18 protein-coding genes are annotated in these 24616 nt (G+C 75.5%); 11 read left to right on the top strand and 7 right to left on the bottom strand.

What is annotated here, in order from left to right; translation table 11 throughout:
• Nucleotides 1-33: 33 nt before the first annotated feature.
• From ACFWP2_RS11155 to ACFWP2_RS11145, 3 genes are all read right to left on the bottom strand, one after another.
• Nucleotides 34-1632 (bottom strand): PucR family transcriptional regulator, encoded by a 1599-nt coding sequence (locus ACFWP2_RS11155; protein WP_380450085.1) that lies wholly within the window; start codon nt 1630-1632, stop codon nt 34-36.
• Nucleotides 1629-3227 (bottom strand): serine hydrolase domain-containing protein, encoded by a 1599-nt coding sequence (locus ACFWP2_RS11150; RefSeq protein WP_380450084.1) that lies wholly within the window; start codon nt 3225-3227, stop codon nt 1629-1631. Before ACFWP2_RS11150 ends, ACFWP2_RS11155 begins: the two co-directional genes overlap by 4 nt.
• Nucleotides 3228-3373: 146 nt before the next feature.
• Nucleotides 3374-4363, bottom strand: a complete 990-nt coding sequence (locus ACFWP2_RS11145) for an ArsR/SmtB family transcription factor (RefSeq protein ID WP_380450083.1) — start codon at nt 4361-4363, stop codon at nt 3374-3376.
• A gap of 131 nt (nt 4364-4494) precedes the next feature.
• On the opposite strand from ACFWP2_RS11145, the gene ACFWP2_RS11140 reads away from it, so the two are divergent.
• From ACFWP2_RS11140 to ACFWP2_RS11130, 3 genes are all read left to right on the top strand, one after another.
• Nucleotides 4495-5088 (top strand): RICIN domain-containing protein, encoded by a 594-nt coding sequence (locus ACFWP2_RS11140; protein ID WP_380450082.1) that lies wholly within the window; start codon nt 4495-4497, stop codon nt 5086-5088.
• A 287-nt stretch (nt 5089-5375) separates the two neighbouring features.
• A complete protein-coding gene (locus tag ACFWP2_RS11135) occupies nt 5376-5759 on the top strand; it encodes a recombinase family protein (RefSeq protein ID WP_380450081.1) in 384 nt (127 codons plus the stop codon).
• 232 nt (nt 5760-5991) lie between these two features.
• The gene (locus ACFWP2_RS11130; RefSeq protein ID WP_380450080.1) at nt 5992-8901 is read left to right on the top strand and encodes an ATP-binding protein; all 2910 of its coding nucleotides are present in this window, start codon (nt 5992-5994) and stop codon (nt 8899-8901) included.
• 63 nt (nt 8902-8964) lie between these two features.
• Here ACFWP2_RS11130 and ACFWP2_RS11125 read toward each other — a convergent pair whose 3' ends face one another.
• Nucleotides 8965-9132, bottom strand: a complete 168-nt coding sequence (locus tag ACFWP2_RS11125; protein WP_380450079.1) for a hypothetical protein — start codon at nt 9130-9132, stop codon at nt 8965-8967.
• Nucleotides 9133-9489: 357 nt separating this feature from the next.
• Here ACFWP2_RS11125 and ACFWP2_RS11120 point away from each other — a divergent pair, with 357 nt between their 5' ends.
• Entirely contained in the window at nt 9490-11775 is a 2286-nt protein-coding gene (locus ACFWP2_RS11120) for an LPXTG cell wall anchor domain-containing protein (RefSeq protein ID WP_380450078.1), read from the top strand.
• Between the two features lie 162 nt (nt 11776-11937).
• Here ACFWP2_RS11120 and ACFWP2_RS11115 read toward each other — a convergent pair whose 3' ends face one another.
• The gene (locus tag ACFWP2_RS11115; protein ID WP_380450077.1) at nt 11938-13035 is read right to left on the bottom strand and encodes a chemotaxis protein; all 1098 of its coding nucleotides are present in this window, start codon (nt 13033-13035) and stop codon (nt 11938-11940) included.
• 230 nt (nt 13036-13265) lie between these two features.
• Entirely contained in the window at nt 13266-13856 is a 591-nt protein-coding gene (locus ACFWP2_RS11110; protein ID WP_380450076.1) for a lytic polysaccharide monooxygenase, read from the bottom strand.
• 285 nt (nt 13857-14141) lie between these two features.
• On the opposite strand from ACFWP2_RS11110, the gene ACFWP2_RS11105 reads away from it, so the two are divergent.
• The 7 genes from ACFWP2_RS11105 (at nt 14142) to ACFWP2_RS11075 (ending at nt 23192) form a co-directional block, all read left to right on the top strand.
• Nucleotides 14142-14609, top strand: coding sequence for a MarR family winged helix-turn-helix transcriptional regulator (locus ACFWP2_RS11105; protein ID WP_380450075.1), 468 nt, complete (start codon nt 14142-14144; stop codon nt 14607-14609).
• A 259-nt stretch (nt 14610-14868) separates the two neighbouring features.
• Nucleotides 14869-16071: an MFS transporter gene (locus tag ACFWP2_RS11100; protein ID WP_380450074.1), complete on the top strand. Its 1203-nt coding sequence runs from the start codon at nt 14869-14871 to the stop codon at nt 16069-16071.
• Between the two features lie 51 nt (nt 16072-16122).
• Nucleotides 16123-16548, top strand: coding sequence for a heme-binding protein (locus tag ACFWP2_RS11095; RefSeq protein WP_380450073.1), 426 nt, complete (start codon nt 16123-16125; stop codon nt 16546-16548).
• Nucleotides 16549-16606: 58 nt separating this feature from the next.
• A complete protein-coding gene (locus tag ACFWP2_RS11090) occupies nt 16607-17437 on the top strand; it encodes an aldo/keto reductase (protein ID WP_380450072.1) in 831 nt (276 codons plus the stop codon).
• Nucleotides 17438-17512: 75 nt separating this feature from the next.
• Nucleotides 17513-18556: a TIGR03571 family LLM class oxidoreductase gene (locus ACFWP2_RS11085; protein WP_380450071.1), complete on the top strand. Its 1044-nt coding sequence runs from the start codon at nt 17513-17515 to the stop codon at nt 18554-18556.
• A 152-nt stretch (nt 18557-18708) separates the two neighbouring features.
• Nucleotides 18709-20730: an NHL repeat-containing protein gene (locus tag ACFWP2_RS11080; RefSeq protein ID WP_380450070.1), complete on the top strand. Its 2022-nt coding sequence runs from the start codon at nt 18709-18711 to the stop codon at nt 20728-20730.
• 215 nt (nt 20731-20945) lie between these two features.
• Complete coding sequence (locus ACFWP2_RS11075; RefSeq protein WP_380450069.1) at nt 20946-23192, top strand: MMPL family transporter; 2247 nt, start codon at nt 20946-20948, stop codon at nt 23190-23192.
• Here the strand turns inward: ACFWP2_RS11075 and ACFWP2_RS11070 are convergent.
• Nucleotides 23189-24499 (bottom strand): M14 family zinc carboxypeptidase, encoded by a 1311-nt coding sequence (locus ACFWP2_RS11070; protein ID WP_380450068.1) that lies wholly within the window; start codon nt 24497-24499, stop codon nt 23189-23191. The two genes, ACFWP2_RS11075 and ACFWP2_RS11070, sit on opposite strands and share 4 nt — an antisense overlap.
• Nucleotides 24500-24616: the final 117 nt, after the last annotated feature.

The following is a 24616-nucleotide window of genomic DNA, read 5'->3' as shown; positions in this document are numbered from 1 at the left end:
ACCGCCCCGGGGCATTGGCGTCCGGGCCCACGTTCACCTGGCCTCCTTTGTGCCGATGTCCGGCAGCCGTAGCCGCAGTTGCAGCGCCAGCGCCAACCGCAGGTCCGGATCGTCGATGTCGATCAGCTCGGCGAGCCGGCGCAGCCGGTGCCGCAACGTGTTGGGGTGCAGCGTCATGGCCTCGGCGACCCGTGGCACGTCGTAGTGCCCGGCGATCCAGCAGCGCAGTGTCTTCTCGTACTCCGTTCCGTGCCGGGCGTCGTGGTCGAGCACCGTCGACAGGGGCTCCCCGTGCAGGGCCGGACGGTACCGGAGCGCCTCGTGGACGTCCCGCAGGAAGATCGGGGCGGCCAGTTCGTCGTGCCGTCCGATCTCCGTCCTGCCGAACGGTCCGCACACCACTTCGAGCGCCTGCCTGGCCTGGCTCAGCCCGGTCGCGGCGTCGGCGAGGCCGGGGAGGGTGCGGCTGATCCCCGCCCGCCAGCCGCCGCCCAGGGTGTCCCCCGCCCGGGCCAGCACGGTCGCGATGATCAGCTGGAGCACGGGCGCGTCGGACGCCGTGTCGACCACCGCCACGGCCTGGCCGTCCAGTGCTCCGGCGGCGGCTCCCAGCCGGTAGGCGCAGAGCCCCATCCGCAGCAGGTCGCCGACGTATTCGGCGGCGGAGTCCGGCGAGACGCCTCGCGCGTGGCCGGCCGGGTCGCCGGAGCGGCCGATCGCCAGCACGGTCGCCGGGGCGTCGGAGCGTATCCCGAAGGAGTCGGCGAGCTCCCGGGTCGCTCCCCGGCCGCGGAGCAACCAGCCCAGGCGCTCGGTTCGTTGCCGGCGCTCGGCGTCCGCCGCGAGGCTGACCCGGGCCAGGTGGGGCGCGGCCAGCCGCGCGCCCTCGGCGAGGACGTCCGCCGCCTCCTCCGTCAGGGGCTCGTCGCCCTGGAGCGCCCAGATGGTGCCCAGCGCCTCGCCACCGTCCCGGATGGCGATGGCGAGGCGCGGCCGGTACTCCTTCGGCTCGTGGCTCCAGACCGCGGTGTCGGAGCGCAGGACGGCGGCGTACTCCTCGGCGTGGGTCGGGTGGTCCGGCACCCGGCGGCCGAGGATGCCGTCACGGCGCGGGTCGTCGACCAGTTGGCCCGGGACCGTGGAGTAGGCCAGCACGCGCATGGACAGGTCCTCGATCGCCACCGCGCCGCCGGCGCGCACGGCGATGTCGTTGGCGAGGGCGAACAGGTCGGTGGACCGGTGCCTGTTCGGCTCGAACACCGGGCTCGTGATCGCCCGCAGCGCGTCGATCAGGGTGTAGAGCTGCCCCCAGGAGATCTCGGCGCCGCGCTCCAGGAGCGCCACTCCGGTCCGTTCGGCCGCCTGTGTCAGCGCTGCCGTGTCCGTGGTGCCGGCGCGCATGACCACCGCCTTGGCGTGGTGCTCGGCCGCCCACTCCAGGACGTCGGCGGTCAGTCGGCCGGGTACCAGGACGATCGCGTCGGTCAGCGCTGTCCCGGGGGCGTCGGTGTCATGGATCGTGGGCGCCCCGACGGCGACCGCCCGGCCGTGCGGCAGTGCGAGCGGCCGCAGGAGGCCGGTTCCCAGGCTGTCGAGCACGACCCCGAGGGTGATCCCGGCGGGGGCTGTCATCGCCGCTCCGATCGCCGGATCGCCTCGGACGGATCCACCGTGCCGGCGTCCCGCACGTAGCCGTCGGGCTGTCGGACGAAGCGCATCCGGTGGACGCCGGGCGTGCTGATCAGGAGGTCGTCGCCGCTGGGGCGCAGGCTCATCAGGCCGCCCGCGCGGAACGCGCCGTCCGGTGCCGGTTCGATCGTCCCGACGAACTCCAGGCCGAGTTCGAGCGTGCCGTCCCGGGTGACCGTCGCCAGGACGCCGAGTTCCGGACTGCGGTAGACGGCCGGTGGCAGTGCGGCACCGGCCGCCGCGGGGGGACAGCGCCGGTACTGCGTGGCGCGGCCGGGGCGGTACACCGATCCGATCCTGATCGTGCCGGACGACACCCGCAGCCAGAAGCCGGCGCTGTCCTCCAGGCCCTGCCAGCTGCCGTCGACGGCCGGGGCGAACTCGCCGGCGGACGGCGCGTCGTGGATGCGGATCCGGCCGTTGCCCACGGCGTCGATCCGGAGGGTGAGGCCGGAGAGCGGATCCAGCCAGTCCCCCGCCAGCCGGGCGGCGGGCCCGGCGGCCACCGGGTCCGCCAGCAGCGCGACGGGATCGTCCTCGGGCAGCCCGGCGGCCAGCCGGAGCACCCGGGTGGCCAGCTTCGCGGCGTCGATCGAGGAGTTGTTGCTCAGCAGCGCCACGCCGAGGCCGGCGTCCGGCATGAACAGCAGCTGGGACCGGTACCCGGGGACACCGCCGGCGTGGCCGAACGCCGGGTGGCCCGCGATCGTCGTGTGGTAGAGACCCAGCGCGTACGGCCACTCCTGCCCGTCCCCGGAGTCGGTCTGCCGCACCAGTGCGTCGCGGATGTCGGCGCCCAGGACCCGGCCGTCCCGCAGGAACCCGAACCACGGCGCCAGGTCGGCGACGCTGGTGGCCAGGCCGCCGTCGCCGACCGCGGACTCCTCGGTGTCGGCGCGCCGGACGGTACCGCGGGTGACGTCGTACCCGTAGGCGAACCGCGGCAACGGCTCCCGGCTGTCCTCGCGGAACACGGTCTCGTTCATGCCCAGCGGTGTGAACATCCGGTCCGTGGTGAACTCCCCCAGGGTGCGGCCGGTGAGCCGCCGCACGAGCGAGGCGACCAGGACGTACCCCGTGTTGGAGTAGGAGAACGCGGTCCCCGGTTCGAAGTCGACCTCGGTCATCCCTGCCACGAAGGCCAGCGTCTGGTCCTGGGTGATCCTCGTCAGCGGGCGGCCGGCGATCGTCGTCAGGGCCAGCCAGTCCCGCAGGCCGCCCGTGTGCCGCAGACACTGACCGACGGTCACCGGCACCGCCAGCTTCAGCTCGGGCAGGTGCGTGCGGATGTCGTCGTCCAGCGACAGCCGCCCGTCCCGGCACAGCAGCAACGCCGCCGCGGCGGTGAACTGCTTGCTCATGGAGGCGATGTCGAACCGTGTGCGGGTGTCGACCGGCGCCTCGAACTCCACGCTCGCCAGCCCCGCCGACGCGTGGTGGATCAGCTTCCCGTCGGTGTAGATCCCGACGGACAGTCCCGGGTCTCCCGGGCGTACCGCCGCGCCCACGACCTCGGACAAGGGTGTTGAGATGGCCATGCGCCCCAGACTCTCAGCCGCTACCGCCCGGAGGGTTTGTCCTGACCGGCAAAGTCCGCTCGCCCGACGTTGGCCGAAAGGACATGCCCATGTGCCTGCTGACGTCAGGAGCACTGTCCGGGCGGGGGCGCGACCGTACGCGGCGTTCAACGGGGACCGGGCGCCGCTGCGCCGAGCCGCTGGTAGAGGACCTGCCGGGACCGACGGGTGCGGGTCACGAGTCCGGCGCGGTGCAGGAGTTGGAGGTGGTAGGAGACGGTGGCCGGGCTCAGGTAGAGCCGCCGGGCGAGCTCCGTCGTGGAGCGCGGCTGGCTCAGCTCCGCCAGGAGCCTCAGCCGCGTCGCGCCGATCAGCGGATGGTCCCGCTCCGGCGGAAGGCAGTCGACCTGCGCGGCGGGGTAGACGACCAGCGGCAGACGCGGGGCCGGCGCACCGGGCGGCTCACCCGCGCAGAAGAGCGCCCAGTCGACGAAGACGCTCGGCGTCAGGATCACCGCGTCCGCGTTCAGCGTCAGCCGGTGGGCGTTCCCCGGGCGGAGGTGGACGAGCAGCTCGCCGTCGCGCCACTCCAGGTTCGGGGCCAGCCGGTTGAGGACCTCGGCGAGCCCGCACCGGGCGATCTCGGCGGCCCGGGCGCCGACGTCGGCCTCCAGTCGGGCCCGGATGGCCGGCCACGACGGCTCCAAGGCCTCACTCCAGAACCGCGCCATCTCGTCGGCGAGACGGCGCGCGAAGTGGTCCTCGCCGCGGTCGAGGGCCCGCAGGAGCTGGGGCGGCGGCGGGTGGCCGCCCGGGTCCCAGGAGTGGCCGTTGACGGCGGCACCCAACTCGTAGCGGATCCGCTCCCGCGGAGTCGTCGCGATCTGGTGCAGCGCCGTGTCGATGTCGGTCAGGAAGGCCGGGGGCTCCGGCCGCAGAAAGTCCGGGGCGTAGCCGAGGGGGCCGCCTCCGCCGACCACGGCCAGCAGCCCGAGCCGGTGCCGGGACAGCACGTCGGTGGCCCTGGTCCGCCACGACGGGGTCAGCGTGCCCGGGCTGTAGCCGACGAGGCGGAGCAGGTCCTTCGCGGAGCCCACCGGCGAGACCGCGAACCTGACGCCTCCCAGCCCCCGGGCGCCCAGGCGGATCCGGATCACGAGCGTTCCCCCTTCGCCGGCCCATTCGAAAGAAATCGAATCATTCGACCGGTCAACCGGCGTGGCGTTTGCTGGATTCACCGCACAGCCCCAGCCCGCCGGGCTACGTCCCGACACGAAGGGAACACCACATGCGACTCACCGGCCGCAAGGCGACACGCACCCTGACGAAGCTCGGCGCGGGGGCCACGGGGCTCGCCGCGATCGCGCTCGCGGCGGGGGTGGCGCCGGCCTCGGCGGCGGCGCCGACCGCGACGGGGCAGCGCGGCGCGATCTCCTCCCCCTCGGTCAGGGACGGGGAGATCGTGGAGCTCTGGAACCTCAACAGCCAGCACTGCCTGTCGGTCGGGGGCGGGAGCACGGCGGGCGGGGCCGGGGTCATCCAGTGGTCCTGTTACGGCGGCGCCGAGCAGTACTGGGGCCTCTACCCCCTCCCCAACACCGGCGGCGGCTACGAGATCCGGAACAAGAACAGCGGCAAGTGCCTGGCCGATCCGGCGAGTTCGCAGAACGCCGGCGTCCAGCTGATCCAGTACGGCTGCGACAGCGGGCCGGAGCAGACCTGGTACTTCGGCTCGAACCCGGACACGGGCTTCGCCCAGATCAGGAACCGGGTGAGCAACATGTGCGCCGCGGTCGGCGGTTCGAGCACGACACCGGGCGCCCCGGTCGTCCAGTGGCCCTGCACCGGCGGCTCCGAGCAGCGCTGGACGGCCTCCGCGTAACGGCCGACCGGCCGGCCGCCGCCGCCCGGTGACCGACGTCCCGCGGCTTCGCCCCACCGAAGCCGCGGGATCCGCCCCGCGCCCCTCGCCCTGCCCGGGCGAGGGGCGCGACACCCGCGACACCCGCGACGCGGGTGCCGCCCGGGACTGGTGAGGCGCGGCGCCGTCTGCCCGGCGGCCGGGCGATTGGGTGGCGACCGCTATTGATCCCGCACTGTTCACCGGGGCCTGCTGGAGTGGACGGGCTCCCCACTCCCGTCGCCCCGCCGACAGAGCAGGTGAACGCCATGTCCGACCGCCCCCTCCGGTCGCCCCGCCCGCCCCGCCCGGCCCGGCCCGCGCTGTACCTGCGCTGCTACCCCGCCGACGCGGCGGGCCTGGAGTACCAGCGCGCGGTCCTGGAGCGCCTGGCCCGGCAGCGCGGACTGCCGGTGCCCGCCGCCTTCCTGGACGACGGGGTGCGCTCCGGCGACCGGCGCCCCGCCCTGGAGCGGCTGCTGGAGCGGGCCGGGCAGGGCTGGGTGAACGTGGTGCTGGTGCCCGGGCCGTTCGTCTTCTCCCTCGACGACCGCAGCGCGCGGGCCACCGTGCGCAGGCTGGAGGCGCTGGGCTGCACGGTCCTCGAACTCACCGGCCGGGGCGCCCTGCCGCTCCACGCCCTCACCGCCTGAACCCGGCGCCCGGACACACCGCCTGAACCCGGCGCCCGGACACACCGCCTGAACCCGGCGTCCGGACACACTGCCTGAACACAGCACCTGAACACCGTCCGCACACCCCCGCACCGCCCGTACCGCGACGGCGCCCCGGCGGTCACGGCCGGAGGCCGTCACGGCATGATGGGCCCATGGCCTTCGCAACCCTCCCCGGCGAGCGCCGCGCACCCGAACCGGCCGGGCGGCCGTGAGCCGGCCCGTCGAGCAGGGCGTGCCCGGCGCCGGTTTCGCGTTCGTCGGGCGCCACCCCGAACTGGACCGCCTGACCCGGGCGATGCTCAGCCCGCCCGCCGTCGTGCTGGTCGAGGGCGAGGCGGGCCTGGGCAAGTCCCGCCTGGTGGCCGAGGCCTCGGCCCGCGCCGCCGCCGAGGGCCGCCTGGTGCTGACCGGCTTCTGCCACCCCCTGCGCGAGCCGCTGGCCTTCGGCCCGGTGGTGGACGCGCTGCGCGGGGTCGGCCCGTTCCTGCCGCCCGCCGACCGCATCCCCGCCAGCGCCGGGGCGCTGCGCCCACTGCTGCCCGACCTCGCCGACCGGCTGCCGCCGCTGCCCGCGGCCGCCGGCGAGGGGCCGCCCGGGCTGCGGCTGCTCGTCCAGGCGGTGCGCGCCCTGCTCGGCGCGCTCGGCGAGACGGTGCTGGTCGTCGAGGACCTGCACTGGGTGGACGACGCGACCCGCGAGCTGCTCCTGCTGCTGGCCCGGGACGTGCCGCCGGGCCTGGCCCTGGTGCTCACCTACCGGGCCGAGGACCTGCCGCCCGACACCCCCGCCCTGGGCGCCGCCTACCGGCGCCCGGCCGGGGTGGGCGGCGCGCTGGTGCGGCTGGCCCCGCTCGCCGAGGCCGAGGTCCACGAGCTGGCGCGGGCCGCGCTCGGCCCGCGTGCCACCGCCGCCCTCACCCGGGTGCTGTTCGACCGCAGCGAGGGCCTGCCGCTGGTCGCCGAGGAGGACCTGATCACCCTGGGCGAGCGGCGCGGCGCCGACGAGCTGACCAACGCCGCGGACCTGGCCGCCGACCTGGAGCAGTCCGAGGTGCCGCGCGGCCTGCGCGACGCCGTCACCGAGCGGCTCGCCGCACTGTCCCCGGACGCCGCCGCGATCGCCTCCGCGGCCGCGGTGCTCGGCGTGCCGGCCGGGGAGGACCTGCTCGCCGCCGTGGCCGGACTCGGCCCGCAGGCCGCGGAGGACGGCCTCACCGAGGCGCTGCGCGCGGCGGTGCTGAGCGAGAAGCCGCTGGCCCGCTACGGGTTCCGGCACGTCCTGGCGCAGCAGGTGGCCTACCGTCGGCTGCCGGGGCCGCGGCGCAGCGCCCTGCACCGGCGCGCGGTGGCGGCGCTGGGCGCGCGCGAGCCGCGGCCGCTGGTGCAGATCGCCCATCACACCCTGGCGCTGGGCGACCGGGCGGCCTGGCAGGAGGTGGCCGAGGCGGCGGCCGGGCAGGCGGTCGCGCTCGGGGACAGCGGCAGTGCGGGCGCGCTGCTGCGCCGGCTGCTGGACGAGCCCGACCTCGATCCGCGCCGGCGCGGGCGGGCCGCGCTCGCGCTGGCGCGGATCGCCGCCGACGGCGTGGACTCGGTGGCCAGTGCGGCGACGCTGACGGCGATCATCGCGGACCCGCGGCTGCCGGTGCCGGACCGCGGCGAGATCCGGCTGTCGCTGGGCTTCCTGATGGCCGTTCACGGCGGGGACCGGGCCGGTTTCGACCGGATGGAGGAGTCCCTGGAGGAGCTGGAGCAGCGTCCGTCCCGGGCGGCCCGGGCGATGGTGGCGCTGGCGATGAACGAGCGCGACGGCGCCGGCGAGCGCGCCTGGCGGTGGCTGGAGCGGGCCGAGCGGACGCTCGCCGCGAGCCCGGACGAGGAGGTGGCGGCCGCGGTGCGGGCCACCCGGCTGACCTTCCTGGCGCGCGAGGGCGACCCTTCGGTGTGGGAGCGGCTGGAGGAGCTGCCGCGCAGCTCGCGGTGGCCGGAGATCGTCCGGCAGACCACCCGCGCGCTGTACAACGCGGGTGAGCTCGCCGTCGAGCTGGGCCACGACCGGCGGGCGGCGCAACTGTTGGAGGAGAGCCGGCGCCTGGCCCGGCAGGCGGCGATCCCCTATCTGGAGTGCTACAGCCGGATCGCGCTGGTGCGGCTGGACGGCCTGGCCGGGCAGTGGGAGGGGCTGGAGGAGCGGCTGGCGGCGCTGGGCGCGGAGTTCCCCGACCTCGCGATGGCCGGGGTCGAGCAGGCCCTGCTGCTGGGCCGGCTGGCGGCCGCGCGCGGTCGACTCGCGGTGGCGCACGCCCATTTCGCGGAGGCGGGCCCGTACGGGGAGCGGGAGTCGCAGGTGACCGGGGCGCTGCGGGCGGCGGCGGGGCTGGCGGCGTTGCAGCTGGCGGAGGGGGACGTCGCGCGGGCGGCGGCCACGCTCGGGCCGGCGCTGGAGGCGCTGCGCCGGGCGGGGGCCTGGCCGCGGGCGGCGGAGCTGCTGCCGGTGGCGGTGGAGGTGCTGCTGGCGGAGGGCGATCGGGCGGGTGCGGCGGAGCTGGTCGAGCAGGCGCGGGCGCGGCTGGAGGGGCGGGACGCGCCGGCGGCCGCGGCGGCGCTGGCCTTCGCCCGCGGTCTGCTGCTGGCGGACGGGGATCCGGCGGGGGCGTGCGGGCAGTTCGTGCGCTCCGGTGAGCTGTGGCAGCGGATCGGCCGCCCGTACGAGGTGGCGCGGGCCGAGGAGCGGGCCGGCGTGGTGTCGGCGGCGGGCGAGCGGGCGGCCGGGGTCGAGCGGGCGGCGGCCGGGGAGCGGATCGCGGCCGCCGAGCGGGCCTATCTGGCGCTGGGCGCGGCCTCGGACGCGGCCCGCTGCCAGCGGCTGCGCCGCGAGCTGGGCCTGGGCCGGGCGGCCTCGCCGGGTCGGCGCGGCTACGGGGAGCGGTTGTCCCCGCGGGAGCGTCAGGTCGCGGCGCTGGCCGCGCAGGGGGCGGCGAACCAGGACATCGCCCGGGCGCTGTTCCTGTCGACCCGTACGGTCGAGCACCATGTGGCGAGTGCGCTGCGCAAGCTCGGGGTGGGCCGGGCGGGGCTGGGCGAGGCGCTGGCCGCCGCGGACGACGCCGGCGCCTGAGGCCGCCGGGGGAAGAAGAGGGGTCCCGCCCGCTCCCTCAAGAAGGCGGGACCCGGTCCGGGGTCAGCCGTGCTGGTGGTGGCCGGCGCGTTCGACGAGCCGGGAGAGGCGGGCCAGCCGGGCCAGGCCGGGCCGGCGCAGGCCGCTGCGGCGGGCGGGCAGGACCAGCCCGGGGTCGGGGGCGGTGAAGTGCGTGTCGGCGTAGAGCCGGAGACGTTCGCGGCGGGTCATGGGCGACCTCCGAGGGGGGTGAGGGCCGTCGGTGTGGGGCGGGCTCCAGGAAACCGGCCGCAGGGGGGCGGGAACAATGCGTACCGCTACCCAATCGCGCGCCGAATCCTGGGTACCCGCTGTTCCCGCGCCTCGGACGGGCCGTCGGCCGGGCCGTCGGACGGCCCTTCGGCCGGTCCGTCACGAGGTCCGTCGGCGGTCCGTCACGGGACCCTGACGGCCGGTCCGTCAACCGGTGCTGGTCCGGGCGGGTGAAGATCCCGTCCATCAGGCTTCGGCGCCCGTCCGCGCAGGTACGAGGTTCTGCTGTTCGTGTCGCCTCCCGACAGCGAGGTTCCCGTGTCACCTGTCCGACGAATGCGTCCGCGCCCACCGCACGTCCTGTCCGCGCTGCTCGCGGTGGTGCTCGGCGCGGGCGCCGCCGCCCTGGCCCCACCGCTGCCGGCGGGGGCACCGCACGCCGGGCACGCCGAGGCGGCGCAGCCGAAGCCGCGCGGTGCCGGGACGCAGCGCCCGATCGGCCCGGACCCGGTGGTCGACCTGTTGGCGCACGGCAACCTCACGATGGCCTCCAACTCGGTGCTGACCTGCGACGACAGCGACGGCACGGTCTGTTCGGACACCGAGGGCTCGAACAACGGCCGCACCAAGTTCGTCAAGGTCGACCCGAACGCGCCGGGCCCCAACGCCTCCTCCGCCCAGCTGCTGCTGCCGGCCGGGGCGAGCGTCCTGTCGGCCCGGCTGTACTGGCAGTTCAACCCGACCAACACCAGTACCGCGGGCGGCACCTCCGGTGACATCAACCTGGGCAACCGGGTCTCCTGGAAGGTCCCGGGCGCGAGCGGCTACCAGCAGGTGACCGCGGACACCTACGACTGGTTCGACCAGATGGTCGGCGGGAACCCGCCGGAGCCGCTGCTGGCCGCCGGGGCGGTCAAGGACGTCACCGCGGAGGTCCGGGCGGCCGGTCCCGGCAGCTACACGGTGGCCGACATCCAGGCGTGCGCCGGCCGTTCCTCGGCGCAGAACTTCGGCGGCAACAACGTGGGTTGCTGGGGCGGCTGGTCGCTGGTGGTCGCGTACGAGGACGCGGCCGAGCCGCTGCGCTACCTCCAGGTCTGGGACGGCTACCAGCTGCTGCGCGACCCCAACGCCGAAACCACGCTCGTCCTCGGCGGCATCCGCACCCCCGCCACCACGGCCCCGCGGGCCACCATGGGGATCACCGTGGGCGACGGCGACGCGCCGATCGCCGGGGACACCCTGGCCGTCGGCTCCTCGGAGAGCAACCTGACCCTGCTGCCGATGCCCGGCCCCACCGGGGTCGGCACGGAGAACGCGTTCACCAGCCGCATCGACCACGTCGCGGCGGACGGCACCGGCACCAACATCACCGCCCGTGACCCCGACCCGGTCAACAACTACGGCTACGACGCCCGGATCATCGACGTGACCGGCAAGATCCCGGCCGGCAGCCACCAGGCGCTGGTGCGGATCAGCGGCGCCGGCGACGCTCTGGAGCCGCAGGCGGCCTGGCTGGCCGTCGACGCCCTGGAGCCCGACCTGCGGATCACCAAGGCCAACAACCCGCCCGGCACCCCCGACGGCAACCCGCCCGGGCTGGTCGGCCCCGGCGAGACCATCACCTACTCCTTCACGGTGGCCAACCGCCGCCAGGACGGCAGCAGCACCGACCTCGACACCGCGACCGGCGTCACCGTGACCGACGCGATCCCGGCCGGCACCACCTTCGTCCCGGCCTCCAACCCGGCCTGCCAGGCCAGTGGACAGACCGTCACCTGCGCGGTCCCGGACCTGGCGCCGGGCGCCGAGGCCACCGTCTCCTTCCAGGTCACCGTCGACGCCTCGACCGCCGTCGGCACCCACCTCGACGACACGGCCACGCTCCACTTCCGGGGCAGCCAGACCGAGCGCGCCCAGGAGCGCACCAGCAACACCGTCGGCAACACCGTCGCCGCCGTGCCCGGCTACACCATCGTGAAGACGGCCGACCCCACCACCGCCAAGCCCGGCGACACCGTCCGCTACCGGATCCAGGCCACCAACACCAGCCAGACCGACGCCCCCGGGGTGACGTTCACCGACGACCTGTCGGGCGTGCTGAACTCCGCGGCGTACAACAACGACGCCACCGCGGACCACGGTCAGGTCCAGTTCGCGGGCACCGCGCTGACCTGGACCGGTGACCTGCCCGTCGGGGCCACCGCGACCATCGGCTACTCCGTCACCGTGCGCTCCCCGCTGGCCGCCGACGCGGTCCTGCGCAACACCGTCTCCTCCTCCACCTACCCGAACAACTGCCCGCCGGACTCACCCGACGCCCGCTGCCGCGCCGAGGTCCCGGTCACCGTCCCGAGCCCCAGCCCGAGCCCGACGTCCTCGCCCAGCCCGAGCCCGACCTCCTCGCCCAGCCCGACGTCCTCGCCCAGCCCGAGCCACAGCCCGAGCCCCTCGCCGCACCCGAGCCACAGCCCGAGCCACGAGCCCCCGCCCGGCCACGGCGGCCAGCTGCCCGAGACCGGCAGCAACGCGGCCCGGCTGCTGCCCATCGTCGGCCTGGCCGCGCTCGGCGCCGTCGCCGCGGGCGCGCTGCTGCTGATCCGCTCCCGCCGCACCCGCTGATCCCCGCACCGACCGCACTCCCCCGGCCGCGCCCACGCCCCGCGTGGGCGCGGCCCCGCGCTTTGCGGCCGGTGCCCGCCCGGACGCGCCGCGGCCCCGTACCGCCGGGGACGGTACGGGGCCACGGGGGTGGCCGGACGGGCGGCCGGGGTCGAGGGCGGGTCAGTAGCGCAGGACGGCGGCGATGCGGTCGCTGTCGGCGAGGGTGCCGTCGGGGACGAAGCCGACCTGGCCGCCGGTGTCCAGGGTGCGCTCGATGACCTCGTCGACGATGTCCTCGCGGGCGCCGCTCTGGTCGGCCTCGGCGGGGACGAGGTGCCCGCCGTCGTCGCGCACGGTGGCGCGGTAGTTCTCCTCGACCACCAGGCGGGCGATCCGGCCCTCGCCGACGGTCTGCCAGACCTCGTCCAGGCCGGCCGCGAACTGCTGGGCGCCGCGGGCCTTGTCGAGCTGGGCGAGGTGCTCGGCGACCTCCTGCTCCGCGTGGGCGCGTACGGCGGGTTCGACCACCTTGCGGACCGTCTCGGCGTCGGCCTGGGCCAGGCCGCCGTGCGGGAGCTGCGCGGCGGCCTCCTTGGCGATCGGACCGACGGCGTCCAGCAGAGCCAGCGCGGCGGCCTCGCCGACCACGTACAGCGGGCGGGGGGCGGCGGCCAGCAGCTTGCCGACCAGGGTGTCGGCCTGGCGCAGGAAGGTCTTGGTGGCCTCGTCGCGGAAGGTGCTGGGCGTGTCGCCGATCTGCTCCTGCCGCTCGGGGTCGGGGTTGTCGAAGACGCGCACCAGCGGGAAGCCGCGGCCCTTGTCCTCGGTGGCCTTCTCCTCGGTGCCGTCCCAGAGCACCACCTTGTCGGCGGCGACGGCGAGCACCCAGTGCGGGCGCTCGGCGGCGTGCGAGGCGACCAGGTTGCGGGTCAGGTAGGTGTCGGAGAGGACCACCCGGGCGGGGGCGGTGCGCCCGAGTGACCAGACCTGGTGCTCGCCGGGCGCGGCGAAGATCGCCAGGCCGTCCTCGGCGTGCACCAGGTCGACCTCGGCAAGGGCCCGGTCGAGCTGTTCCAGCACGTCGATCCGGTCGGCGCGGGAGACCTCGGGGTCGGCCTGGACGCGCTCCTTGGCCTCGGCCAGCAGGTTGCGCAGCCGGACCGGGTCCTGGGTGTTGTCCGGCTCCCGGCGGTGGGTGGGCATCAGGATCGACACCGCCGGATAGGGCCGTGGCCGGCGCAGCTCGGCGAGGACGGCGGGGCTGAGGTCGGGGCGCATGGGGACCCTTTCCGAAGGCGGTCGGCCTTCTCGTGGACGCGCGAAGCCTGGCACTGCTGCCAAATGTCGTCAATGTACCTATTTGCGGCTTCTGTGGCGCGCGAGCACGGCCCGGGCGGGGTCGGATCCGGGGTCCGCGTACGGGTCCGCGGTACGGGCGGGCGCGGTACGGGCGGGCGCCCCGCAGGCGCCGCCCGGGGTCGGGCGGCGGCGCCTGCGGGGCGCGGCGGTCAGAACTGCACGTCGGTGCAGGAGTAGAAGGCGTTGCCGGTGTCGGCGACCTCCCAGACGGCGACGATCACCTGGTGGCCGGTGCGGCCGGTGGGCAGGGTCCCGGTGTGGGTGGTGGTGGCGGCGGGCTGGCGGCCGTTGTAGGGGACGGTCAGGAACGGGGTCAGGTCCAGGGCGGCCCGGGTGATCGGCTGGCTCGCGTTGTAGCCGGGCTTGGTCAGGTAGTACTTGAAGTTCGTGGTGGAGTGCCGGGCCTCGATCTCCCAGGTGAAGGTGAGCTGCTGGCCCGCCGTCACCTTGGTGGTGGGCCAGGCGCCGCCCCGGGGGTTGTCCAGCGGGGCCCAGCGGGCGTCCCCGCCGGCGCAGATGGTGCCGTCCGCCGGGCCGCGGCTCGGGAAGCCCTTGGGGCCCTCGACGCTCTGCGGCTCCCACTGGATGTCGCCGCAGTCCCACGGGACGGCGTTGGCGCCGCAGAGCGCGGAACGGCTCGGCGGCAGGTTGATGAAGCCGTGCGACTGGGCCGGCAGGGCCGCCGCGATCGGCAGGGCGATCGCGGCCGCGGCGGCGGCGATCAGGTGGCGCTTGCGCATGGTGCTCCTCCGTGGGGGTGGATGGAGTGTGCGCCCGGCGCGGGGCGTGCGCGTGCGCGTGGGGGTGCGCACGGCGGCCTGCCCGAGACATGGCATGCCCGCGCCAGACTGGTTGCCCGACACCGTAGGATCTGCCTTCCCTTCGCGTCAATGGTCTGAACCATTTGTGGCACCAGTGGTCTGAACCACTTGAAATAGTTGCACAAGCCCAATACATGCTCTAGCCGATATTTCAGCTCATGGCTTATCCTGGACCCAGCCACCCACGGAAGGAGACCGGGCCCCATGACCGCCACGGACCCCGCGCTCACCGCCCTCGCCAGCGGCTGGAACGCCCTGTCCCTCCTGCACGGCAGGATCGAGTCCCACATCGAACGCGCCCTGCAGGCCAAGCACGACCTGAGCGTGCGCGAGTACTCGCTGCTCGACGTGCTCAGCCGCCAGCACGACGACGTCGGCGGACACCTGCAGATGAAGCAGGTCGCCGACGCGGTCGTGCTCAGCCAGAGCGCCACCACCCGCCTGGTCACCCGACTGGAGGACCGCGGCCTGCTGTCGCGCTACCTCTGTCCGACCGACCGCCGCGGCATCTACACCAACGTGAGCGAGGACGGCCTCAGGCTCCTGGAGGAGGCCCGGCCGACCAACGACGCCGCGCTGCGCGAGGCGCTCGACGAGGCCGCCCGCAACCCCGAGCTGGCCTCGCTGGTCGAGGCGGTCGAGGCCGTGGACGCCGCCTCGCCCGCCCGCTGACCCAGCCGCCGACCTCCGGCCGGCCCCCGCACCACCACTCCCCCGGGCCCGGCCCGTCCGTACCGCACACGCGGTTCGGACGGGCCGGGCCCGGTCGCGTTCGCGGCACCCCGCACGGCCACCCGGCCCCGCGGCGCGGCGCAGCCACCCGGCCCCACAGCGCATGCCCCCTATCCGCGCTTGCACATATCGCGCGTCTGCAACTATTGTTTAAGCACGCAAGACGCTCGCTCAAGCAATCACAGAAGGGTACGGGCTCATGCCTCTCGCTCTCATCGCCCTGGCCATCGGCGCGTTCGGGATCGGGACGACCGAGTTCGTGATCATGGGTCTCCTGCCCCAGATCGCGGGCGACTACGGCGTCTCCATCCCCCACGCCGGCCTGCTGGTCACCGGCTACGCCCTCGGCGTGGTCCTCGGCGCCCCGCTGATGACCGCCCTCGGCACCAGGATCAGCCGCAAGACCATGCTCATGCTGCTGATGGGCCTGTTCACCGCCGGGAACCTGCTCTCCGCGTTCGCCCCGTCCTTCCCCGTGATGCTGGCCGGGCGCATCGTGACCTCGCTCGCCCACGGCGCCTTCTTCGGCATCGGCTCCGTCGTCGCCGCCGACCTCGTCGCCCCGCAGAAGAAGGCCGGCGCCATCGCCACCATGTTCACCGGGCTGACCGTCGCCAACATCGTCGGCGTCCCGCTGGGCACCTTCGTCGGCCAGGTCGTCGGCTGGCGCACCACCTTCGCCGTCGTCGCCGTGCTCGGCGTGGTCGGCCTGCTCGGCATCGCCAAGCTCGTCCCCGCCCTGCCCCGCCCCGAGGGCGCCCACCTGCGCCGGGAGCTGACCGCCTTCCGCAACCCCCAGGTGCTGCTCGCGATGGCGATGACCGTGCTCGGCTTCGGCGGCGTCTTCGCCGCGATCACCTACATCGCCCCGATGATGACCGACGTCGCCGGCTACGCCGACGGCTCCGTCACCTGGCTGCTGGTGCTGTTCGGCGTCGGCATGTTCCTCGGCAACCTGCTGGGCGGGCGCTTCGCCGACCGCAAGCTGATGCCGATGCTCTACACCTCCCTCGGCGGGCTCGCCGTCGTGCTGGCGCTGTTCACCCTCACCGCCCACAACAAGGTCCTCGCCGCCGTCACCGTCCTGCTGGTCGGAGCCCTCGGCTTCGCCACCGTCCCCCCGCTCCAGAAGCGGGTCCTGGACCAGGCCCACGGCGCCCCCACCCTGGCCTCCGCCGTCAACATCGGCGCCTTCAACCTCGGCAACGCGCTGGCCGCCTGGCTCGGCGGAATGGTGATCGCCGCCGGCCTCGGCTACACCGCCCCGAACTGGGTCGGCGCCGCCCTCGCCGCGGCCGCCCTGCTGCTGGCCTTCTGGTCCGCCGCCCTGGAGCGCCGCGACCACGCCCGTGAGGCCGTCACCACGGGCGCGGCTCCCCGCCACGCCGCCCTGCACCACTGACCATCGATCCGGACCACCCCGCACCACCGCACCACCGGGAGAACCACCGCCATGAGCACCACCGCCGCCGTCACCCCGCTGACCACCGCCGACGCCGAGACCCTCGTCGACGCCGCCCGCACCGCCGCCGAGACGGCGGGCGTGACGGTCAGCGTCACCGTCCTGGACGCGGGCGGCCACCTGCTCGCCTTCCGCCGCGACGACCGCGCCGTGCTGATCTCCGGCGAGACCAGCACCCGCAAGGCCTACACCGCCCTCCAGCTGAACGCCCCGACCGCCGACCTGGTCGACCTGGTCAAGCCCGACGGGCCGTTCCACTCCCTGCCCACCGCCCTGGACCGCCCGCTGCTGTTCATCGCCGGCGGCATCCCCGTCCACCGCGACGGCCGGCTGATCGGCGCCATCGGCGTCGGCGGCGGCGCCCCCGAGCAGGACCACGCCTTCGCCACCGCCGCCCTCGAGCGGCTCGCCCGCTGAGCGCCCGGACCGTCCACCACACCCGCACCACCCGCACCGCCCGAAGGAGCACGCGACCATGACCACCCCCGCCGTCCCCACCGTGAAGCTGAACAACGGCGTCGAGATCCCCCAGCTCGGCTTCGGCGTCTTCCAGGTCCCCGACGAGCAGACCACCGCCGCCGTCGCCTCCGCCCTGGAGGCCGGCTACCGCAGCATCGACACCGCCGCCATCTACGGCAACGAGACCGGCGTCGGCCGCGCCCTGGCCGCCTCCGGCGTGGCCCGCGAGGACCTGTTCGTCACCACCAAGCTGTGGAACGCCGACCAGGGCTACGACGCCACCCTGCGCGCCTTCGACGCCAGCCTCGCCAAGCTCGGCCTGGACTACGCCGACCTCTACCTCATCCACTGGCCCACCCCGGCCCGCGACCTCTACCTCGACTCCTGGCGCGCCATCGAGCGCCTCGCCGAGGAGGGCCGCATCCGCGCCGCCGGCGTGTCCAACTTCCAGCCCGCCCACCTCCGGCGCCTGCTGGACAACAGCTCGCTGGTGCCCGCCGTCAACCAGGTCGAACTGCACCCCGGCCTCCAGCAGGCCGAGCTGCGCGCCTTCCACGCCGAGCACGGCATCGCCACCGAGGCCTGGAGCCCGCTCGCCCAGGGCGCCGTCCTGGACGACCCGGCGATCACCGCCGTCGCCGAGCGCACCGGCAAGTCCCCCGCCCAGGTCGTGCTGCGCTGGCACCTGCAGCTCGGCAACATCGTCATCCCCAAGTCGGTCACCCCGGCCCGCATCCGGCAGAACCTCGACGTCTTCGACTTCGAGCTGACCGAGCAGGACATGACGGCGATCGCCGCCACCGACCGCGGCCTGCGCACCGGCCCGCACCCGGACCAGTTCAACTGATCCGTCCCGCCCCACCACTCCCGTCCCGGGCGGTCGCACCGCCGCCCGGGACGGGTTTTTCGTGAAGGACTCGCCATGGCACTGCCCCACCCCGCACCGGCCCACCCCGCACTCGCCCGACTGGCCCCCGCCGACGGCCGGCTGACCATCGGCCTGGAACTGCCCCTGGACAACGACTGGGGCCGGGCCCGCGGCCGGGCCGACCGCGAGGCCGGGCGCCCCTTCGGCGTCCCCGACCTCACCGAGCACGCCCGCCTCGCCGCACTCGCCGACCGCCTCGGCTTCGCCGCCCTGTGGGTGCGCGACGTCCCCCTCCACGACCCCCTCCAGTTCGGCGACGCCGGCAGCGTCTTCGAGACCTTCACCCACCTCGGCCACCTCGCCGCCCTCACCCGGGACGCGGTCCTCGCCACCGGCGCCATAGTCCTGCCGCTGCGCGAGCCGCTGCTGGTCGCCAAGGCCGCCGCCACCGTCGACGTGCTCTCCGGCGGCCGCCTGCTGCTCGGCCTGGCCAGCGGCGACCGCCCGGTGGAGTATCCGCTGTTCGACCGCGACTTCCACGGCCGCGGCGAGGCCTTCCGCACCGGCGTCGAGACCCTGCGCGCCGCCTGGCGCCCCGGCCCACTGGAACTGCCCGCAGCCGGCCTCGGCGCCGAACGGCAGCTGGAGGTCCTGCCCCGGCCCGTCCACCCCGCGGGCATCCCGATCGCCGTCGCCGGCGGCGCCCAGCAGAGCCCCGAGTGGATCGCCGAGCACGCCGACGCCTCCCTCAACTACCCGCGCGACCCGAACGCGCTGCGCCTGCGGATGCGCCAGTGGCGCGACCTCGCCGGCGACAAGCCCTACCTGACGCCGATGGTGCTCACCCTCGCCGAGGACCCGGCCACCGCGCCGCACCCCATCCGGCTCGGCCTCAGCACCGGGCGCACCGCCCTGATCGAGCACCTGGAGCTGATGTCCGAACTCGGCGTCGCCCACGTCTCCTTCAACCTGCGGCCCAACGACCGCCCGGTCGAGGAGCTGCTCCAGGAGCTCGCCGAGGAGGTCCTGCCCCGCTTCGCCGCCCCGGCGTCCGCCCCCGCGGCCGTCGCCGCCGCACCGGCCGGGCGGCACGGCTGAGCCGGGCACCGGCCCCGCACCGGCTCGCCCGTACCGGGCAATTTCCGCCGCGTCCCGCGCCCGGATCCGCCCGGGCGGGGCGCCGGTGTGGCAGGTAGGGGGACGACGGCCGGCAGACGGCCGTCGTCCCCCTACGGCCGAACGGAGCCCCCATGCGCCGACGCCGCGGCGTCCTGCTGACCGCCGCCCTCCTGGCCCAGCTCGCCGCCGGACCCTCCCACGCCGCGGCCCCCGCGCACGGCTGGGGGCCGGCCGGCCAGCGCGGGGTGGTGCGCAGCGGGGACGTCCCGCTGGGCGGCGCCGAGGTGACGCTCTACCAGGCCGGGGACGGCTCCGGCGGCGGGCCGCGGGTGCTGGCCCGCGCCCGCAGCGCGCCCGACGGGCGCTTCGTCCTCGGCTACCGGCGCCCCGAGGACCCGGGCGCCGTGCTGTACGTGCTCGCGGATCTGCCCGGGCCCGCGGGCGCGCGGGGCGGCGGGGGTTCCGGGGGTTCCGGGGGTTCCGGGGGCGGTGGGCCGGTGCGGCTGGCGGCCGTCCTGAGCGGGGCCGAGGCCCCGCCGGAGCTGGTCGTCAACGAGCGCACCACCGTGGCCGTCGCGTACGCGCTGTCCCGCTTCACCGGCCCGGACGGCGTGGCCGGCCCCCGTCCGGGGCTGCGCAACGCCGCCGGTGTCGCCCACAACCTGGCCGACACCGGCACCGGCGGCATCGCCGCGACGCTCGCCGCCCCGCCCAACGGCGCCCTCACCTCGACCCTGGCCGAGTTCAACACCCTGGCCAACCTGCTCGCGTCCTGCGTCGGCGGCGACGGCTGCGAGCGGCTGCTCGACCTGGCCCGGCGCCCCGGCGGCGAGCGGCCCCGCGACACCCTGCAGGCCGCCGTGGACATCGCCCACGACCCGGGCCACAACACGGCCGCGCTCTTCGACCTCGCCGCCACCACCCCCCGCTACCGGCCGGCCCTGTCCGAGGCCCCCGCGGCCTGGACGGTGGCCCTGCGCTACGGCGGCGACGGCCACGAGATCGACGGGCCGGGCAACATCGCCTTCGACGCCGAGGGCAACGCCTGGGTCAGCAACAACTACCGCTACGACCCCGACCCGACCGTCCCGGTCTGCGGCGGCGAGAGCGTGCTGAAGTTCACCCCCACCGGGCGGGACGCGCCCGGTGCGCCCTTTGCCGGCGGCGGGCTGTACGGCGCCGGGTTCGGTGTCACCGTGGACGCCCGGGGCACCGCGTGGGTCGCCAACTTCGGTTTCCAGGGCCGGGGTTGCCCGATCGACCCGACGCCGCTGGAGCGCAGCGTCTCGCGGTTCGCCCCGGACGGCACCCCGCTCTCCCCGCCCGAGGGCTGGCGCGCCGGGGGCATCGTCCAGCCGCAGGGCCTGGCCGCCGACCGCTCCGGCACGGTGTGGGTGGCCAACTGCGGGGCGGACAGCGTGACCCGTGTCCCCGAGGGCGACGCGGCCCGGGCCCGGGAGGTGCCCGTCCCGGCCCTGCACAAGCCCTTCGGCGCCGCCGTGGACCCCGCCGGGCGGCTGTGGGTCAGCGGCAACGGCAGCGACAGCGTGCAGGTCCTGGCCGCCGACGGCACGGTGGAGCGGGCCGTCACCGGCGGCGGTCTGCGGCGTCCGCTGGGCGTCGCCACCGACAGCCGGGGCAACGCCTGGGTCTCCAACAGCGGCATCCTGCCGGTGCCCTGCGGCGGCGGCACCGCGGGCGACCTCGCGGACGCCGCCGTCGCGGGTGACTCCGGTCCGCGTCCGGGTGCCTCCGTCACCCTGATCCGGGCCGACGGGACGCCGGCCCCCGAGCCGTTCACCGGCGGCGGCCTGTTCCTGCCCTGGGGCGTGGCCGTCGACGGCGACGACACCGTGTGGGTCGCCAACTTCGGCGGCCACCGGGTCGCCCGGCTGTGCGGCGTCGACCTGTCCGCGTGCCCGCCCGGCTTCACCACCGGGCAGCCGATCTCCCCGCCCGACACCGGCTACCCGAGCGACGGGCTGGAGCGCAACACCGGGCTGCAGATCGACCCGTCGGGCAACGTCTGGCTGGCCAACAACTGGCGCACGGTGCCCGTGCAGACCAACCCGGGCGGCCACGAGCTGGTCGTCCTGGTCGGTGCCGCCGCTCCCGTCCCCACCCCGAACCTCGGTGGCCCCGCCTCGCCGTGACGTCGGCCCTGCGGCTGCGGCCCGCGGTCTGCGGGCTGCGGTCTGCGGGCCGCAGCCGCAGGGCGGTCCCGGGGCGGTCCCGGAGCCGCGCAGCGGGCCGCACGGTCCCCGGGGCCGTAGGGGCGACTACCCGCCGGTACCGGTGGGCGGGGCCGGCGGGCGGGAACGCTGCGCCGGATCGGCGCACCGCCGTGCAGGAGACCCGGGAGCCTTCCATGCCGCCGTCCGCCCGTCCCGCCCCCTCGGCCACGCGACGGCCCGCCCGGCGCGCGGCGCTGCGCCGCCTGGGCGAGTGGTGCGCGCGCCACTCGCTGATCGTCATCGTGCTGTGGATCGTCGCCCTGGCCGGGATCCAGGCCGCCAACAAGTCGGTCGGCGGCGCCTACTCGGACGACTTCTCGCTGCCGGGCACCCAGGCGCAGCAGGGCCGGGACGTCCTCCAGGCGCACGAGCCGGCCGCGGCGGGCACCAGTTCGCAGGTGGTGCTGCACGACGCGGCGCCGCTGACGGGGTTCCAGCCGCAGATCGCCCAGGCCACCGCCTCGCTCCAGCAGCTGCCGCACGTGCTGTCGGTGCAGGGCCCGCTGCCGCCGCCGGGGCAGGGTCCGCAGCCGGGCGGGCCGCTGTCGGCCGACGGGCTGACCGGGTACTTCACCGTGCGGTTCGACACCAATCCGACCCTGCTGGGGGCGGACTACCTGCCGGGGGTGGACGCGGCGGTGGAGCCGCTGCGGGCGGCCGGGGTGCAGGTGGAGTACGGCGGGCCGCTGGGCGAGCTGGCCCGGCCTGCGGCGGACGACCGCTCCAGCGAGGCGATCGGCTTCGCGGTGGCGGTGGTGGTGCTGCTGGTGGGGTTCGGCAGTGTGATCGCGGCCGGGCTGCCGTTGCTGACGGCGCTGTTCGCGGCGGTGGTGGGGCTGGGGGTGCTGGGGCTGATCGCGGCGCTGTCGACGTTCGCGACGGTCGCGCCGACCCTGGCGACGATGATCGGTATCGGGGTGGGGATCGACTACGCGCTGTTCCTGCTGACCCGTCACCGGCAGAACCTGATGGACGGGGTGGATCCGGTGGCCTCGGCGGGGCAGGCGGTGGCCACCAGCGGGCGGGCGGTGCTGGTCTCGGGCTGCACGGTGATCATCGCGTTGTCCGGGCTGTCGGTGTCGGGGATCTCCTTCATCGCCAAGCTGGGGGCGGCGGCGGGCATCACGGTGGTGTCGGCGGTGTTCGGGGCGCTGACGCTGCTGCCGGCGCTGATGGGGCTGATCGGGCGCCGGATGGACCGGTTCGCGGTGCGCCGTCCGATCGCGGAGGCCGGCGGGGGCGGCGGGGACGGCTCGGGCGGCGGGGCGGTGGAGGGCGGGGCGTGGCACCGCTACGCCCGGCGGGTGGAGGCGCGGCCCTGGCGGTACCTGGTGGCGGGGGTGGTGGTGCTGGCGGTGCTGTCGATCCCGCTGTTCTCCATCCAGCTGGGCCACATCGGTGACGGCGCGGACTCCACGGAGTTCACCGACCGGCGCGCCTACGACCTGATGGCGCAGGCCTTCGGGCCGGGCTCGAACGGGCCGCTGACGGTGGTGGTCGACCAGAGCGCGGTGCCCGCCGAGGCGCGGGCGGGGCTTTCGGCCTCGGTGCAGCAGGCGCTCACCGGGCTGCCCGGCGCCGCGAGCAGCACCCCGCTGCAGACCAGCCCGGACGGCGCGGTGCTGTTCAACACCGTCATCCCGGCGAGCGCCCCGCAGGACCGTGCCACCACCGACCTGGTGAACCGGCTGGCGGACACCGTGCTGCCCGGCGCGGTGGCCGGCACGGGTGCGAAGACGTACGTGACGGGCAACACGGCGGCGCAGGTCGACTTCCTGGACATCGTGTCGAGCCGGCTGCTGCTGATCATCGTGGTGGTGGTCGGGCTGGCCTTCCTGGTCATCCTGCTGGTCTTCCGCGGCCTGCTGGTCGCGGTCAAGGCCGCGGTGCTCAACCTGCTGTCGATCGCGGCCTCGTACGGGGTGGTGGTGGCGGTCTTCCAGTGGGGCTGGGGCGGGCCGGCGCTGGGGGTGGAGGGGAAGGTGCCGATCGAGAGCTACGTGCCGATGATGATGTTCGCGATCGTCTTCGGGCTGAGCATGGACTACGAGATCTTCCTGCTGTCGCGGGTGCACGAGGCGTGGCTGCGCACCGGGCGCAGCCAGGACGCCGTGGCGCACGCGCTGGAGATCACCGCGCGGGTGATCAGCTGTGCGGCGCTGATCATGGTGAGCGTGTTCGCGGCGTTCATCGTCAGCGACAACGTCGTCATCAAGATGATGGGGCTGGGTCTGGCGGTGAGCGTGCTGGTGGACGCGACGGTGGTGCGGCTGCTGCTGGTTCCGGCGGTGATGACGCTGCTGGGGGCGGCGGCCTGGTGGACACCGCGGTTCCTGGACCGGGTGCTGCCGCACATCGACACCGAGGGCAGCGACGCCTAGGGGGCGGGGTGGCGCAGGGCGACGGCGGCGCGCACGGTGTTGGCCTGGTGGGCGGCCTGGCGGGCGACGGGCAGCCAGACGGGCTGGAAGGTCCGCTGGTACTGGGCGCACCAGTCGCGCAGGAGGTGGTCGAGGCGGGCGGCCTGGGGTGCGGCGGGCGCGCCGGCGACGCGGACGGCGCGGCGCAGCAGGGCGGCGGCGCGGACCGGGACGCGGTGGGCCCACAGGTCGATGCCGGTGAGGCGGGCGCGGGTGATCGGGGTGCGCAGGAGTTCCGCTCCGCGCATCTCCGGGTCCCAGGCGTCGGCGAGTTGGTGCAGGGCGGTGAGGGGGGTGCGGGCGGCGCGCAGCAGGGGGGTGTCGGGGTTTCGCACGTAGGGCAGGGCGGCGTCGAGGAGCGCGGTGAGGAGTGTGCCGCGGTGGCGCAGGCGGTCGGCGCAGGTGCGCAGGTACAGGCGGACGGCGTCGGCGGGGCGCAGGTCGCCGAGGTGGGCGCTGGTGAAGGCGGGGACTTCGACCAGGACGGTCTGGCCGCCGTGGCGCCCGGGGGCGAACCAGGTGCCGGCCCGGTCGCCGCGGTCCTGGTGGGGGGTGAGCATGCCGGTGGTGGTCTCCTGGTGGTCGATGTGGTGGGGGGCCATGAGGTAGAGGCCGGGGCCGGATTCGTGCAGGCGGTGGGTGTCGAAGTTGCCGGTTTCGACGGGGATGCCGAGGTCGGCGGCGGAGCGGGTGAAGGGGTGGGCGAGGTCGGCGGGGTCGCTGGTGGCCTGGACGAAGGTGCCGCCGACGTCGGTGCTGTGCAGGGAGAACTGGAGGGTGGGGCGCAGTTCGTCGATGAGGTCGAGGAGGGTGCGGCTCTCGGGGAGGTCGGAGCCGATGGCGGGGGCCCATTCGGGCTGGTCCTCGGCGGCGGGGCGGTAGTAGTGGTCGTAGTAGGCGCGCAGGGTGCGGGCGGTGCGGGCGGCGTCGGCGAGGTGGGCGCCGTCGGGGTCGAGGCAGAGCAGGAAGTGCCAGGCCAGGTCCGGGTGCGGGGAGGTGAGGGCGTGGTGGGCGAGGTCGGTGACGGCGGCGCGGGAGGCGAACTCGTCGGCGTGGGCGCCGGCGACGACGAGGAGGTCGTGCGGGCCGTGGCCGACGCTCAGCAGGGTCAGGGGCCGGCCGGCGCGGGAGGTGCCGACGGTGCGCACCCGGCACAGGTCGGGCCGCCAGGCGGCCAACTGGTGGGCGGTGGCGTTGAGTTCGTCGAGGCTGGGGTAGCGGTCGTGGAGCTGGGCGGCCCGGCCGGCCGGGGTCGTCGTGTCGGTCACCTTCGGTTTCCTCCCCTGTGGTCGTGGCAGTAGTTCTACCGGGCGCGGGGGGCGGCTGGTACGGGCCGGGCCCGTCCGGGCGCGGGGGCTCGGACGGGCCCGGGTGGGGCTGGGGGC

Origin of the sequence: Kitasatospora sp. NPDC058444, assembly GCF_042721415.1 — a bacterium.
Taxonomy (GTDB): Bacteria; Actinomycetota; Actinomycetes; order Streptomycetales; family Streptomycetaceae; genus Kitasatospora.
The sequence above is the reverse complement of the archived record's forward strand: the minus strand, read 5'-3'. Positions and strand labels throughout refer to the sequence as shown.

Excerpts from the sequence above, each read along its gene's own strand:
- ACFWP2_RS11155 (WP_380450085.1), bottom strand. The coding sequence starts at position 1,632 with ATGACAGCCCCCGCCGGGATCACCCTCGGGGTCGTGCTCGACAGCCTG.
- ACFWP2_RS11150 (WP_380450084.1), bottom strand. The coding sequence starts at position 3,227 with ATGGCCATCTCAACACCCTTGTCCGAGGTCGTGGGCGCGGCGGTACGC.
- ACFWP2_RS11140 (WP_380450082.1), top strand. The coding sequence starts at position 4,495 with ATGCGACTCACCGGCCGCAAGGCGACACGCACCCTGACGAAGCTCGGC.
- ACFWP2_RS11135 (WP_380450081.1), top strand. The coding sequence starts at position 5,376 with ATGTCCGACCGCCCCCTCCGGTCGCCCCGCCCGCCCCGCCCGGCCCGG.
- ACFWP2_RS11125 (WP_380450079.1), bottom strand. The coding sequence starts at position 9,132 with ATGACCCGCCGCGAACGTCTCCGGCTCTACGCCGACACGCACTTCACC.
- ACFWP2_RS11120 (WP_380450078.1), top strand. The coding sequence starts at position 9,490 with ATGCGTCCGCGCCCACCGCACGTCCTGTCCGCGCTGCTCGCGGTGGTG.
- ACFWP2_RS11115 (WP_380450077.1), bottom strand. The coding sequence starts at position 13,035 with ATGCGCCCCGACCTCAGCCCCGCCGTCCTCGCCGAGCTGCGCCGGCCA.
- ACFWP2_RS11110 (WP_380450076.1), bottom strand. The coding sequence starts at position 13,856 with ATGCGCAAGCGCCACCTGATCGCCGCCGCCGCGGCCGCGATCGCCCTG.
- ACFWP2_RS11105 (WP_380450075.1), top strand. The coding sequence starts at position 14,142 with ATGACCGCCACGGACCCCGCGCTCACCGCCCTCGCCAGCGGCTGGAAC.
- ACFWP2_RS11100 (WP_380450074.1), top strand. The coding sequence starts at position 14,869 with ATGCCTCTCGCTCTCATCGCCCTGGCCATCGGCGCGTTCGGGATCGGG.
- ACFWP2_RS11095 (WP_380450073.1), top strand. The coding sequence starts at position 16,123 with ATGAGCACCACCGCCGCCGTCACCCCGCTGACCACCGCCGACGCCGAG.
- ACFWP2_RS11090 (WP_380450072.1), top strand. The coding sequence starts at position 16,607 with ATGACCACCCCCGCCGTCCCCACCGTGAAGCTGAACAACGGCGTCGAG.
- ACFWP2_RS11085 (WP_380450071.1), top strand. The coding sequence starts at position 17,513 with ATGGCACTGCCCCACCCCGCACCGGCCCACCCCGCACTCGCCCGACTG.
- ACFWP2_RS11080 (WP_380450070.1), top strand. The coding sequence starts at position 18,709 with ATGCGCCGACGCCGCGGCGTCCTGCTGACCGCCGCCCTCCTGGCCCAG.
- ACFWP2_RS11075 (WP_380450069.1), top strand. The coding sequence starts at position 20,946 with ATGCCGCCGTCCGCCCGTCCCGCCCCCTCGGCCACGCGACGGCCCGCC.